At 70.5% G+C, this 13,258-nt stretch carries 10 protein-coding genes and 1 pseudogene; 8 read left to right on the forward strand and 3 right to left on the reverse strand.

Features of this window, described 5'->3' with window-relative positions:
- Positions 1–78 precede the first annotated feature (78 nt).
- Positions 79–942: a phosphotransferase enzyme family protein gene (locus OG407_RS38735; protein ID WP_405864527.1), complete on the reverse strand. Its 864-nt coding sequence runs from the start codon at positions 940–942 to the stop codon at positions 79–81.
- Between the two features lie 171 nt (positions 943–1,113).
- Here OG407_RS38735 and OG407_RS38740 point away from each other — a divergent pair, with 171 nt between their 5' ends.
- From OG407_RS38740 to OG407_RS38755, 4 genes and pseudogenes are all read left to right on the forward strand, one after another.
- Complete coding sequence (locus OG407_RS38740; protein WP_405864529.1) at positions 1,114–2,064, forward strand: carbohydrate ABC transporter permease; 951 nt, start codon at positions 1,114–1,116, stop codon at positions 2,062–2,064.
- Positions 2,065–2,084: 20 nt separating this feature from the next.
- Positions 2,085–2,918 carry a carbohydrate ABC transporter permease gene (locus OG407_RS38745; protein WP_405864531.1) on the forward strand — a complete coding sequence of 278 codons (834 nt, stop codon included), beginning with the start codon at positions 2,085–2,087 and terminating at the stop codon, positions 2,916–2,918.
- Complete coding sequence (locus tag OG407_RS38750) at positions 2,918–4,198, forward strand: ABC transporter substrate-binding protein (RefSeq protein ID WP_405864533.1); 1,281 nt, start codon at positions 2,918–2,920, stop codon at positions 4,196–4,198. Before OG407_RS38745 ends, OG407_RS38750 begins: the two co-directional genes overlap by 1 nt.
- A 204-nt stretch (positions 4,199–4,402) precedes the next feature.
- Positions 4,403–4,708 (forward strand): annotated as a pseudogene (locus OG407_RS38755) (ErmE/ErmH/ErmO/ErmR family 23S rRNA (adenine(2058)-N(6))-methyltransferase); the annotation flags it as partial.
- Between the two features lie 91 nt (positions 4,709–4,799).
- On the opposite strand, the gene OG407_RS38760 reads toward OG407_RS38755, so the two are convergent.
- Entirely contained in the window at positions 4,800–7,049 is a 2,250-nt protein-coding gene (locus OG407_RS38760) for an MMPL family transporter (protein ID WP_405864535.1), read from the reverse strand.
- Positions 7,050–7,480: 431 nt separating this feature from the next.
- On the opposite strand from OG407_RS38760, the gene OG407_RS38765 reads away from it, so the two are divergent.
- Genes OG407_RS38765 through OG407_RS38780 form a run of 4 tightly spaced genes read left to right on the forward strand, consistent with a single transcriptional unit; the run spans position 7,481 to position 10,427 of the window.
- Entirely contained in the window at positions 7,481–8,029 is a 549-nt protein-coding gene (locus OG407_RS38765) for a DUF1697 domain-containing protein (protein WP_405864537.1), read from the forward strand.
- A gap of 53 nt (positions 8,030–8,082) precedes the next feature.
- Positions 8,083–9,105 (forward strand): ketopantoate reductase family protein, encoded by a 1,023-nt coding sequence (locus tag OG407_RS38770; protein ID WP_405864539.1) that lies wholly within the window; start codon positions 8,083–8,085, stop codon positions 9,103–9,105.
- 25 nt (positions 9,106–9,130) lie between these two features.
- The gene (locus tag OG407_RS38775) at positions 9,131–9,754 is read left to right on the forward strand and encodes a TIGR03086 family metal-binding protein (protein ID WP_405864541.1); all 624 of its coding nucleotides are present in this window, start codon (positions 9,131–9,133) and stop codon (positions 9,752–9,754) included.
- Positions 9,755–9,809: 55 nt separating this feature from the next.
- On the forward strand, positions 9,810–10,427 hold the full coding sequence (locus tag OG407_RS38780; protein ID WP_405864543.1) for a DsbA family protein: 618 nt from the start codon (positions 9,810–9,812) through the stop codon (positions 10,425–10,427).
- A 240-nt stretch (positions 10,428–10,667) separates the two neighbouring features.
- Here OG407_RS38780 and OG407_RS38785 read toward each other — a convergent pair whose 3' ends face one another.
- Positions 10,668–13,154: a GTPase-associated protein 1-related protein gene (locus OG407_RS38785; protein WP_405864545.1), complete on the reverse strand. Its 2,487-nt coding sequence runs from the start codon at positions 13,152–13,154 to the stop codon at positions 10,668–10,670.
- Positions 13,155–13,258 lie beyond the last annotated feature (104 nt).

The following is a 13,258-nucleotide window of genomic DNA, read 5'->3' on the forward strand; positions in this document are numbered from 1 at the left end:
GGCTCCGCCGCGTGGGCGCGACCAGCCACAGACGACCGTCAGTCGCCCGAATACCTATCGGCCCGGATCAATAGGCGCTCAGAACGGAAACCACCGCACCGTCTCGTCCCCGTCCCGCAAAGACCCCACCCGACGCTCGAACTCGGCCAGCGCATCGGGGTTGCTCGGCGCATGCTGAGCAACCCAGGCGCAGCTGGCCGTCTCCCGGGCACCGCGCAGCACCCCGCACCCCTCCCACTCCCGCACATCCCACCCGTACGCCTCGGTGAACTCGTCATAAGCCGCCGCGGGCAACCCGTAACGGTCACGGGAGAGCGCCATCACCACCAGATCGTGCTCACGCAGGTCGGCGGAGAAGGTCTCCAGATCCACCAGCACCGGACCATCCGGCCCGACATGCACATTGCGGGGCAACGCGTCCCCGTGGATCGGCCCCGGCATCAGCCGCGGCGTGAGCGCTGCCGCCGCTGCCGCGAACCCGTCCCGCCGCTCGCGCAGATAGCCCGCGTCCGCCGGATCGATCGCGTCACCGGCAAGCCGCAGCCAGCGTTCCACCCCGCCCAGCAGCTCGCGGGGCGGGAGTTCGAAGGAGGGGGAGGGAAGCGCGTGGACGAGGCGTAGCAGTTCGGCCAAATCCCGCGGCTCGGCGGGGCGTACGGCATCGGCCAGCCGGTGCCACACCGTCACCGGGTGCCCCTCGGCCAGCCGCGCTTCCGTCTCGGCGGCCCGCACCGCGGGCACACCCGCGTCGGCCAGCCACAGCGCGACATCCAGCTCGCGCCGGGCACGGTCGAGGAGTTCCGCGTCACGCCCCACCTTGACGACCAGGTCACCCGCGGCGAACACCGCGTTCTCGCCGAGGGCGAGCAGCCGCGCGTCCCGCGCCGCGCCGGGCAGTACGTCCGCCGCGGCCAGTACGTCCCGGGCCCGTGCCTCGTCCATCGTCCGCCTCCGAGTGATCCCTGTGCGTGTGCGTACGGCGTCGGGTTCCCGCCATCCGACGGCCAGTGTCCCATTCGCACAGGTGGGACGGCGTGCGAGGTGCCTTGACGAGGCACGACGTGTTCACGACCATGACGGGGCCCGACCGGGCCGTGCAAAGGGGCTGATTCCATGACATCGGTGACGGGGGTATCGGTGACGGAGGTGCGGAGGCCGCCGGGCCGCGCGCCGAGCCGCGACCGACAGCGACGCGCTCCCGACCACGCGGCCTGGTTCCTGGTGCTACCCGCCCTGATCCCGATCCTGGTGCTCAGCGTCGGCCCCCTCCTCTACGGCGTCCTGCTGGCCTTCACCGACTCCCAGTCGGGCCGCACCGCGCCCACCCAGTGGATCGGCGGTCTCAACTTCCGGGATCTGCTGCACGACACCCTGTTCTGGGAATCGTTCCGCATCGGCCTGGTGTGGGCGGTCGGCGTGACCGTCCCGCAGTTCCTGCTCGCCCTCGGCCTCGCCCTGCTGCTCAACCAGGACCTGCGGCTGCGCTGGCTCGCCCGGGCGCTGGCGATCGTCCCGTGGGCGATGCCCGAAGTGGTCGTCGGCATCATGTGGCGCATCGTCTACAACCCGGACGCGGGCATCCTCAACGAGACCCTGCACGACCTCGGCCTCGGCAACGGCCGCGACTGGCTGAGCGGTTTGACGACCGCGCTGCCCGCCGTGATCGTCGTCGGCGTCTGGGCCGGCATGCCGCAGACGACGGTCGCCCTGCTCGCCGGACTGCAGAACACCCCGCGCGAACTGCACGAGGCGGCGGCGGTCGACGGCGCCGGAGCGTGGCGCCGCTTCCGCACGGTCACCTGGCCCGCCCTCAGACCGGTGGCGCTGGGGATCACGGCGCTCAACCTGATCTGGAACTTCAACTCGTTCGCCCTGGTCTACGTCCTGACCAACGGCGGACCCGGCGGCCGCACCCGGCTGCCCATGCTCTTCGCCTACGAAGAGGCCTTCCGCTACGGCCAGTTCGGCTACGCGGCGGCGATGGGCTGCGTGATGGTCGCGGTGATCTCGGTACTCCTGGCCGTCTTCCTCGTAGGCCGGTTGAGGGGAGGCGACGACGCATGAGGACCAGGCGCACTTCAGGGATGAGGACGAGTACCGGGGCCCGCGTCGGCCAGTACGTCGCCCTGCTCGCGTACCTCGTCTTCCTCGCCTTCCCCCTCCTCTGGCTGATCTCCACCGCCTTCAAGTCCCCGCGCGAGCTGGGCAGTCTGCACCCCACCTGGATCCCGAGGCACCCCACCCTCGCCAACTTCCGCCAGGCCTTCGACGAACAGCCGCTGCTGCACGCCGCGTTGAACTCCCTGCTCGCCGCGCTCGGGGCCGCGCTGATCGCCGTGGTGATCGCGACACCGATGGCGTGGGTCATGGCCAGGCGCCGGACACTGCTCGCGCGGGCCGCGACCGGATGGGTGGTGGTCAGCCAGGCGTTCCCGTTCGTGCTGGTGATCATCCCGCTGTTCCTGGTGCTGAAGAACCTGCGGCTGATCGACTCCCTGGCCGGGCTGGCGCTGGTCTACGTGGTGTGGTCGCTGCCGTTCGCACTGTGGATGCTCGTCGGCTATGTCCGGGCGGTACCACCGGAGTTGGAGGAAGCGGCGGCGGTCGACGGAGCCGGGAGGCTTCGCACGCTCGTGTCGGTGACGGCACCCCTGCTCGCGCCGGGGATCGTGGCGACGGCGCTGTTCGCGTTCGTCACCGCGTGGAACGAGTTCTTCTTCGCGCTGGTCCTCCTCAAGACCCCGGAGAAACAGACCCTCCCGGTCGTCCTCACCCACTTCATCGGCGCGGAGGGAGTGGCCGACCTGGGCCCGCTCGCCGCCGCCGCGTTCCTCGCGACCCTGCCCTCCCTGATCGTCTTCGCCCTGATCCAACGGCGAATCACCGGCGGCATGTTGGCCGGGGCGGTGAAGAGCTGATGCGCCCCCGATGGATCCTCGCCCTCGCCCTGACCCTGCTCCTCACCGGCTGCACGAGCGGCGAAAACAACTCCGCGAACGGCCGGATCACCCTCCGCTTCCAATCCCTGGCCTGGCAGGACGAGTCCGTCACCGCCAACAAGGAACTGGTCAAGGAGTGGAACGCCACCCACCCGGACGTCAAGGTCGAGTACGTACAGGGCAGTTGGGACAGCGTCCACGACCAACTGCTCACCTCCTTCGAGGGCGGTGAGGCCCCGGACATCATCCACGACGCCTCCGACGACCTCGCGGACTTCGCCTACGGCGGCTACCTGGCCGACCTCCGGAACCTGCTCCCCACTCGCCTCAAGTCGGAGATCCCACAACGCAGTTGGGCTACGACAACCTTCGGGAACGGCATCTACGGCGTCCCGTTCCTCCAGGAGCCCCGGGTACTCATCGCCAACGCCACCTGGCTGAAGAAGGCGGACGTACGCATCCCGACCCCCGAACACCCCTGGAGCTGGCCCGAGTTCAGGGACATCACCCGAAGGCTGAGCGGCGACGGCAAGTACGGCGTGGCCTGGCCGCTCAAGGAACCGGTGTCCGCCACGCTCAACCTGTCGCTGTCGGCGGGCGGCGAACTCTTCCACCGGGGTACGGACGGCAAGGTGACCGTCCGCTTCGACAAGGCCGACCAGGTCGTCCCCCGCACGATCCACGACCAGGCGAACATGGACCACAGTGCCTCGCCCACCACCCTCGGCAGCGGCGGCTCGGACACGCTCCCCGGGTTCTTCGGCGGCAAGTACGCGATGATCCCGCTCGGCTTCTCCTACCGCCAGCAGATCGTGCAGCAGGCCCCCAAGGGCTTCGACTGGCAGGTCCTGCCCGCCCCCGCCGGCGCCGACGGCCTCACCCAGGGCGTCAGCCCACAGACCCTGTCCATCGCCGAGGACAGCCCGCACAAGAAGCAGGCCGCCGAGTTCATCGACTTCCTCCTCCAGCCCAAGAACATGGTCCGCCTGGCCCTGGGCGACTGGATGCTCCCCACCGGAACCCAGGCCCTCAAGTCCCCGGCCCTGCACACCCTCAAGGACGACTGGTCCACCGGCACCGCACTGGCCAGCGACCTGGTCTCGGCCCCCGCACAGTCGGTACGCGGCTACCCCGAATGGAAGGACAAGGTGGCAACCCCGGCGTTCCAGGAGTACTACAGCGGAGCAATCACCCTCACCGAACTGCGCCAACGCCTGGAGAGGGACGGCAACTTGGTCCTGGCGAGGTACCAACGCTGATGAGCTGATGCCCAGTTTCTAGGGGCGCGGGGCTGTATCGATTTGCGGCTCCGCCGCGCGGGCGCGACCAGCCACAACGCACCCGCACCCGCCACCAAACCGCACTCCCCTCCCCAGACGGCGCTCCCCTCCACAGAAACCCCGTTGCCCCCACCTCAACCCCGCCACCGCCGAATACGTAGCCCGCCTGGCCGTCCCGCAGGGACACCACGTACCGCTCCTCCTCGAAGTAGGCGCGGGAAAAGGCGCGTTGACCGCGAAACTCGCACCCCACTGCCACGAACTCCACGCCCACGAGATCGACCCCCGCCTCGTACCGATTGGCGGCACCTGGTCGAGCTGGGTTTCTCCGGGGTCGGCGGCTCGCCGCACGCCTCGCTGTGCCGGGCCCACCCGGGACGACGCGTGGACGCCGCGTTCCGTGCGGCACGCCTGGATCCACGCGTCCTGGTGGGCGAGGTGTCCCCGGACCACTGGCTACGGCTGCACGCGGCGCTGAAAATGTCGTAGGACAGAGGATGTCGTAGGACACGGGTGAGGGCCTGCTGGTTCCCCCGGGATACCAACAGGCCCTCGATCATGGGGAGTTACCTCCGCAGGCTCACACCCGCAGGGGCTCGCCCTCGCCCGTCACCGTGGACGTGGGCGCGACCTCTTCCGGCGACTCGTCGTGCGTGAGGTCGGGCAGGCGGTGGAGCCACTTCGGGAAGTACCAGTTGCGCTCGCCGAGCAGGGCCATCACCGCGGGGAGCAGGACGCCCCGGATGACCGTGGCGTCGATGAGGACCGCCGCCGCGAGGCCGACGCCCATCTGCTTCATGGACTGCATGGACAGCGTGCCGAAGATCGCGAAGACGGCGACCATGATGACCGCGGCGCTGGTGACGACGCCGGCCGTGGTGACCACGCCGTGCTGGATCGCGTCCTGGGTCGAACGGCCGCGCAGCCGCGCCTCGCGGATACGGGAGACGACGAACACGTGGTAGTCCATCGACAGGCCGAACAGGATGACGAAGAGGAACAGCGGCAGCCAGGTGACGATCGCGCCGACCCCCTCCGCGCCCACCAGCGAGGCGCCCCAGCCGTGCTGGAAGACGGCGACGAGGATGCCGTAAGCGGCGCCCACGGAAAGGAGGTTGAGGACGATCGAGGTGATCGCGACCGTCAGCGAGCGGAACGAGAGCAGCATCAGCAGGAAGGCGAAGACCACGACGAACGCGAAGACCGGGACGACCGATCCGAGGAGCTGGTCGTTGAAGTCCTTCGATCCCGCGACGTTTCCGGTGATCGGGGCCTGGACGCCGTCGACCTTGCCGAGGGTGGCGGGGCGTACCTCGTCGCGCAGTTTCTCCAGGCTCTTCGAGGCCTTGTCCTGGTCGGAGCCGCCGACGAGCGGGACGTAGACGAAGGCGACGTTCTGCGCGTCGTGCAGCTTGATGTCGACCGGGCCGCGCGAGGCACCCGAACTGACCGCCCGCGCCTTGAAGTCGGCCAACGCCTGCTTGACTTCGGGTGAGTTGATGTCCTTCGCCCTGACGACCACCTCGGCCGGGTCGGAGCCGCCGGGGAAGGCGTCGTTGACGCGGTTGTAAGTCCCCACGATCGGCAGGGAGTTGCCGAACTCCTGGTCCAGGGTGAGGTTCTCGGTCTTCATGCCGACCGCGGGAGCGGCGATCGCGAGCAGCGCGCCGGCCGCGACGAGCACGGAGACGAGGGGCTTGGCGAGGACACCCTTCAGGACGGCGGTCCAGAACCGGCTCTCCCCGTTGCCCCGGCGACCGCGCCGGCGCAGGAACGGGATGCGGCCCTTCTCGACCCGCTCGCCCAACAGCGAGAGCAGCGCGGGCAGTACGGTCACCGAGCCGACCATGGCGACCGCGACGACCATCAACGAGGCCAGGCCCATCGCCTCGAACTCGGCGAGCCCGGTGAACAGCATGCCCGCCATCGCCACGCACACCGTGACACCGGAGACGATGATGGCGCGGCCACTGGTCGCGGCGGCGATCCGCAGCGCGGCCCCGGCGTCGCGGCCGGCCTCGCGCTCCTCGCGTTCACGGCGCAGATAGAACAGGCAGTAGTCGACGCCGACGGCCAACCCCACCAGCAGCATGACGGAGTTGGCGGTGTCGCTCATCGGCTGGACATGGCTGACGAGGCCCATCAGGCCCATCGTCGCCACGATCGCGGTGATGGCCAGCGCCACCGGCAGCAGCGCGGCCACCAGCGCGCCGAAGGCGATCAGCAGGATGCCGAAGGCGACGGGTACGGCGGAGTACTCGGCCTTCTTGAAGTCGTTGCCGAACGCGTCGGAGTACTGCTTCGCCATGCTGGCGCTGCCGATCTCCTCGATCCGCAGCGAGCCGTGGTCCTTCTGCACCCCGGCGACGGCCTTCAGCACCGGCTCCACCCGGTCGCCGGCGGTGTCCGCGTCGCCGCGCATGTCGAACTGGACGAGCGCGCTCCGGCCGTCCTTCGAGATCGTCTTCGTGTCGTACGGCGAGGTCACGTCCGTGACCCGGCCGGTCCCCTCGACGGCCTTGACGACGGCGGTGACCGTGGAGCGGAACTCGCTGTCGGTGGACGTGACCGACGCGTCCTTCGACTGGATCAGGATGGTCTCACCGGCCGGTTCCTTGATCCCGGCGTCGTCGATGATCGTGGCGGCGGTGTGTGTCTCGCCCTTCAGCTGGTCGCTCTCGTCGACGTCGACACGGCCCGCCGCCGAACCGATCCCCATCGCCAGCACCACGAACAGCATCCAGATGCCGACCGCGGCCCACCGGTGCCGGGCGCTCCAGCCGCCGGCTCGGGCGGCGAGCCCCCGTACCCGCGAATCTCCGTTCCCCATGACGGGCTTGCCCCTTTGCGCACGGTGCCAGCCCCCTGCCGCCACCTCATGGTTCGAAGGTATGTGCGGAATAAGAAAGTCCCCTCGTGCTGACCGGTGAGGTATTGGACGACCGGCTCCTCCGCACGGACACCGGTCCCTCACCACTGGGGAGGACGGCGGCCCCTTACATCTATCGCGGCGGCTCGGGGGTGGTGATCAGGGTGTCCGTTGCGTCGGCCGGGGTCCGCTTTGTTATTGCGAAACCTTGTTGGACAAGTCACAGGTGGCGGTGGACGGGCCTGTGGGTGTTGATCCGGAGCCACCTCGTCCGCCAGAGTTTCCGCACACCCGCACCTCACAGGGAGCGGACACCCGCACCTCCGCACACCACATGGAGCCGCCCTCGTGCCCACCCCCACGGGGCACGAAGGCCGCTTTATGGTGTGCGGATGACGACGACCTATGCGGCGCTCCTGCGTGGAATCAACGTGGGCGGCAACAAGAAGCTCCCTATGGCCGAGCTGCGCACGCTCCTCGAAGGCCTCGGACACGACCACGTACGCACCTATCTCCAAAGCGGCCAGGCCGTGTTCGCGAGCGGCCACGGCGACGAGGACTCCCTCACGACGGAACTCGCGCAGGCGATCGAGAAGCGGTTCGGGTTCACGGTCGACGTCATCGTCCGCGACCACGCCTACCTCAAGGCGATCGCCGACAACTGCCCTTTCCCGGCCGCCGAGTTGGAGGGCAAGCAACTCCACGTCACGTACTACTCGGTGCCGGTCGCCGAGGACCGCTTCGCGGAATTCGACCGGTCCGCGTACCTCCCCGAGGAGTTCCGCCTCGGCGACCGCGCCCTGTACCTCTACGCCCCCGACGGCCTCGGCCGCTCCAAGCTCGCCGCGGAGCTCTCCCGGCCGCGGCTGAACAAGGGGCTGATCGCGACATCCCGCAACTGGAACACCGTGGTCAAACTCGTCGAGATGACAGCCAGTTGACCACAAGCCGTACCCGACGACCCGGCCCGCACGCGCTGTGCGAGGCTCGTCCCATGCGCTACATCATCATCGGAGCAGGGGCGGTCGGCGGGGCCATCGGTGGCCGGCTGGCCGGGGCGGGGTGCGAGGTCGTACTGGCCGCGCGGGGTGCGCAACGGGCGGCGCTGGCCGAGCACGGGCTGCGGCTCAAGGTGCCGGACGGCGAGTCGACGTACCGGCTGCCGGTCGTCGAAGACCCCGCCGAACTCGGCGAGTTGAGGACCGACGACGTACTCGTGCTCGCCGTCAAGACACAGGACAGCGAGACCGCGCTCGCGCTCTGGGGCCCGGCACCGGTCACCGGCGGCGGCACGGCCGCCGAGCGACTCCCCGTCGTCTGCGCGCAGAACGGGGTGGAGAGCCAACGGCTCACGCTGCGCCGCTTCCGGCGGGTCTACGGCGTCTGCGTCTGGCTGCCCGCGACCTTCGTCGAACCGGGTGTGGTCGCCGCCGAGGGCACCCCGCTCACCGGCATCCTGCACCTCGGCCGCTACCCGCACGGCACGGACGAGACCGCCCGGCTGATCTCCGCAGACCTGGAGAAGTCGAGGTTCGAGGCGCCGGTCGTGCCGGACGTGACGCGCTGGCAGTACGCCAAGCTGCTCGGCAACCTAGGCAACGCGATCGAGGCGGTCGCCGAGATGCGCGGCACCGAGGAGCACCTGGCGTTCTACCGGCGGGTCCGGGCCGAGGGCGCGGCCGTGCTCGACGCGGCCGGCATCGCGTACGCGGACGCCGAGGAGGAGAAGGCGGTGCGCGGCGACAAGATCCAGCTCGTGGAGATCGACGGCGCCCCGCGCGGCGGCGGCTCCTCCTGGCAGTCGCTGAACCGGGGCACCGGCACCATCGAGGCCGACTACCTCAACGGCGAGATCGCGCTGCTGGGGCGGTTGCACGGAGTGCCGACCCCGCTCAACGACCTGCTGCAACGGCTCGCGAACGGGTTCGCGCGCGAGCGCAGGACGCCCGGGTCGCTGCCGTTCGACGAGCTGGTCCGCCTCGCAGACGAGGCTGTCGCGTTTGTTCAAGAGTCCTGAGGGTGCCCTCCCTAGCGTGGGAGCCATGAGCAACCACGAACAGCACCCGCACCCGCACGACCTGTACCCGCACATGATCGAATGCGCCGCCGAGGCGGCCCGCGTCGCGCGCGGTGTCACCTCGGACCAGCTGGGTGACCCCACGCACTGCCCCGACTGGGACGTCCGCGCGATGGTCAACCACTGGGTCCTCTACACCTCGCACGGCCTGGAGCACCGTGCCCTGCGCAAGCAGCTCTCCGAGGAGCTGACCGCGCGCGACTTCACCGCCGATCCGGACTGGGCGGAGGCGTACGCCGCCCAGCTGGACCGGGCCGTCGCCGCCTGGGCCGACCCGGCGGTGTGGGAGGGCGAGGTCGACCTCGGCATGGCGAAGATGCCGGCCGACGAACTCGCCTCGATGATCATCAAGGAGCTGGCGGTGCACGGCTGGGACGTGGCCACGGCCACCGGCCAGCAGTACGCCGTCTCGGACGGCGCGGCAGGCCTCGTCCTCGCCGTGGTGGAGAAGCACGGCGACCTCTACCGCCAGTACGACGGCTTCGCCGACCCGGTCCCCGTACCGGCCGACGCCCCCGTCTTCGAACGCGCCCTCGCGTCCAGCGGACGGAACCCGAGGCAGCAGGCCATGAGCAAAGTGGACCAGTGAGGGAGTGCCGTATTGGGCCGAGCGCTCGGCCCGATCGGCGGTTAGCGTTGTCCGTATGAGTCACGACAACCCGGTCCGCGTCGACTTCTACTTCGACCCCGCCTGCCCCTTCGCGTGGATCACCTCCCGCTGGCTGCTGGAGGTCGAGCGCGAGCGCCCGCTCGACCTCCGTTTCCACGCGATGAGCCTGTACCTCCACAACACCGGCAACGAACTCCCCGACTGGTACCGGGAGTTGGTCGACAAGTCCATCGGCCCGGTCCGCGTCGCCGTAGCCGCAGCCGAACAGCGGGGCGACAAGGTCCTGAGGGACCTCTACACGGCCTTCGGCATCCGCATCCACGAGCAGGGCTACGACGACTTCGACGCCGTCATCGCCGAATCCCTCGCCGAACTCGGCCTCCCCGCCGAACTGGCCGCCGCGGCCCACGATCCGTCGTACGACGAGGCCGTGCGCCGCAGTCATGAGGCGGGCGTGGAGGAGGAGTCGGGCGGATACGTGGGGACACCAACCCTGCACGTCGACGGAACGGTGTGGTTCGGGCCCGTGCTGCGGGCGATTCCGCGCGGCGCGAAGGCGGCCGAACTCTTCGACAGCTTCCGGGTGTTGGCCACGAACCCCGACTTCTTCGAGCTGAAGCGGACACGTACCGGGGGTCTGTCCTTCGACTGAGCCCGGTGACCGTCAGCAGCGGCGGGCGTCGGGGTGGTTGTCGTCACGCAGTGACATAAACGCGGCGAGCGACGCAGTACGGAAAGCGACTCCCGCGATCATACTCATGCCGCCGGGGGCCGTGCCGCGGACGGGCCGTCCGGGGTCCGACATCACAGGGGAGTGTCGGACTCCGGGCGGCGCTTCCCCTCCGATCGCAAGGTGGGTCACCTTCCGAGGTCGCTCATCTCCCGAGGTCGGTCACGCGCCGGGCTGTTCGGCCCGCCGCCCCCGTCCCGACAGCCGTCCCGCGAGTCGGCCCAGTGCGCCGGGGCGGTTCCAGGCGCGAAACGCTTCGAGTTTGTTGCGGCCCGCGTGGTCGAGTGCCGTCTCGACCGCGCCCTGGTCCGCTGCGGACAGGGCCCGTACGGCCGGTCGCAGTACCTTGGTCAGCAAGGACGTACGGGTCTCGTCCCAGGCGGGATACGTGCCAGGGAACGCGCTCCAGTCGCAGAAGCGGGCGGCGACGTACGTCGGCTCGGTCCGCAGCCGGTCGCCCACCCGCTCGGAGCGGGCCGTCCGTTCGTACACCGCGAGGAGGCGCGGCTCGGCCGAACGGGCCAGTGCGTACAGCTCGTTCTCCGGTGCCGTGCCCGCCAGGAGCCGCGCCGCGAGGGCCTGGAAGGCGCGTTCGGCGACGGCGTCCGGTATCGGGTCGGTGGCGGTACCTGTCATCAGCTCCAGTACCCGGCCGACCCACTCCTCGCCCTCACTGCCGGTGCCCAGCAGGCCGGTGAACTCCAGCAGGAGCAGGGCGGTACGCCGGCCCGGTCCCAGTTCCGTGGTGAAACAGCGCAGAAGATCCGTGGCGAGCGCCGGGATGTCGGGGTCGTCCGGGGGAGCGGCGAGTGCCGCCTCGATCAGCAACTCCCGGGTGCCGGCGGTGCGGTGGGTGTCGGAGCCCAGTTCCGTCAGGAGCAGGGCGGCCTCCCGGCCGGTGGGCAGTTCGGCGCCGGGCCAGGTGAGGCGGAACGCCGTGCGCAGGACGGTCGGGTCGGCGTGCGGCGAGACCCCGGCCGTGCGGAGCAGACCGTGGAACCGGTCGAGCGGATCGTCCGGCCCGGCGGGCGTGACACACATCCGCAGATGCGGGAACCCGGACTGCTGGAGGTCGAGCGGCAGCCCCGAACCCTTCAACACCCCTGCCACAGAAGCTGGTTCAGCGACGGCGAGCGTGTCGAGCGAACCGAACAGCGCGACCCGTAGCCCGGGATGGGTGTGCACCGCGTCGAGGAGCCCGGGCGGACAGCCCACACCGGGAGGCTCGCCGCCCGACAAGGACGCGGCCGAGGCGCCCACCAGCTCCCGCGCCAACCGCTCGGCCAGCTCCGGGAGTTGGTCCTGGCAGTCGACGTCGAGCAGGTCGGCGGCCCGCAGCAGCGCGAGGGGCCGTCCGACGGCCGGTTCGTGCGTGTCCGCGATACCGGCCCGCAGGGAGGGCGCGAGATCGCGGGCCAGGTCGTCATGGGTCCGCGCGGTCAGGGACCCGGCGCGCAGCACGGGCACCGGTCCATGGGCGAGGACCGCCGACGCCAGCACACGCGCGGCGAGCGGCGCCGACACCGCGGCCGTCACGCGTCCGTCCAGCCGGGCCAACAGCGCGGCCAGGGCGACTTGTTCGGCCGCGCCGGGCAGGGTCGCCGAGGGGGAGCCCAGGTGCGGCACCGGGCCGCCGCACAACCCGGCGACCAACGCCGTCAGCCTGTCGTCGGACAGTGCGTCCACCTGCTCGGCAGCCCAACTCGCCGCCACCGCACGGGCGTCCGTACGCAGGTCGATGCCGGCGACGAGGGCGGACACCGCCAACGGGCCAAGATCCTCGGGGTCGTTGTGGAACAGGTCGGGGCGGCCCGCACGCCAGACTCGGGCGCACACCTCGGCCCAGGTGTCCGTGACCGGCCCGGACGGTTGGCGGCCCGTGCAGTTGTGCACGCGGTAGCGCCCGTCGTCGGCGACGGGCTCGGAGGAGGGCAGCGCGCCGACCAGTTGCTGGCGGGTCTGCCGGGGGTCGCGGGTGTAGGTCGTGAACGTGAGCCGGTGCGCCTGTTCGCGGGGCAGGACCGTGCAGGCGAGCGCGATCCACCGGGCCACGTCGGCGCTGTCGTGCTCCACGACCACGATCTGCCCGGCACCCGGATCCGCCGCCACCGCCCGCAGATCGCCGAAGAACGCGGCGAGCCGTCCGGCCCGGGACACCGCGAACGGGACCAGCGCCTCCTTGCGCAGCAGCCCGGAAGGTTCGACACGGTCGACGGGATCGGGGCCGCCGTCCGGGGGAGTCGACTCGGCCCAACGCGGGGACTCCCACGTGGAGATGGGCAGGACACCGTCCGGCAGCCGGGTCCCGGCGGGCAGCAGGACGGCGTGCGTGTGAAAGGAGGCAGGGCCCCCGGCCCAGTCCGTGCCGGTGCACACGGAACGGCTCAACAGCCTTCCGCCGTCGGCGAGTTCACTGAAGCTGAAGACCGTGGGAAATCTCTTGAGCTGCTCGGCGTCGGGCTGTTGCGGGCTGTCGGGCGGCGGCTCGTACCCGAGGAGCCGCCCGGCCTCCCTCAGCACTCCCGGCGGCACCTCCGCGCCGACCGCCGCGAACCGGGGGCCGGGATCCTCGGAGCCGGACGGCGCCGAGGTGTAGTGCAGCTGGGCCAGGACAGGCCCTTCGCGATGCCCGAACTCCCTACCCGCCACGTGTACTTGCTCCCCACTAGCCCTCAGAGGAACCATCCCAGCAGATCCGGGGGCGGGGGGAGACCCCTTTCCGGGAAACCGGGCAGGTGGGAACCGTGAAGGCG

The organism is Streptomyces sp. NBC_01515 (genome assembly GCF_045040345.1).
In the GTDB taxonomy this organism is placed as follows: Bacteria; Actinomycetota; Actinomycetes; order Streptomycetales; family Streptomycetaceae; genus Streptomyces.

Coding starts and splice junctions, on each gene's coding strand:
- OG407_RS38735 (WP_405864527.1), bottom strand. CDS start 942: ATGGACGAGGCACGGGCCCGGGACGTACTGGCCGCGGCGGACGTACTG.
- OG407_RS38740 (WP_405864529.1), top strand. CDS start 1,114: ATGACATCGGTGACGGGGGTATCGGTGACGGAGGTGCGGAGGCCGCCG.
- OG407_RS38745 (WP_405864531.1), top strand. CDS start 2,085: ATGAGGACGAGTACCGGGGCCCGCGTCGGCCAGTACGTCGCCCTGCTC.
- OG407_RS38750 (WP_405864533.1), top strand. CDS start 2,918: ATGCGCCCCCGATGGATCCTCGCCCTCGCCCTGACCCTGCTCCTCACC.
- OG407_RS38760 (WP_405864535.1), bottom strand. CDS start 7,049: ATGGGGAACGGAGATTCGCGGGTACGGGGGCTCGCCGCCCGAGCCGGC.
- OG407_RS38765 (WP_405864537.1), top strand. CDS start 7,481: ATGACGACGACCTATGCGGCGCTCCTGCGTGGAATCAACGTGGGCGGC.
- OG407_RS38770 (WP_405864539.1), top strand. CDS start 8,083: ATGCGCTACATCATCATCGGAGCAGGGGCGGTCGGCGGGGCCATCGGT.
- OG407_RS38775 (WP_405864541.1), top strand. CDS start 9,131: ATGAGCAACCACGAACAGCACCCGCACCCGCACGACCTGTACCCGCAC.
- OG407_RS38780 (WP_405864543.1), top strand. CDS start 9,810: ATGAGTCACGACAACCCGGTCCGCGTCGACTTCTACTTCGACCCCGCC.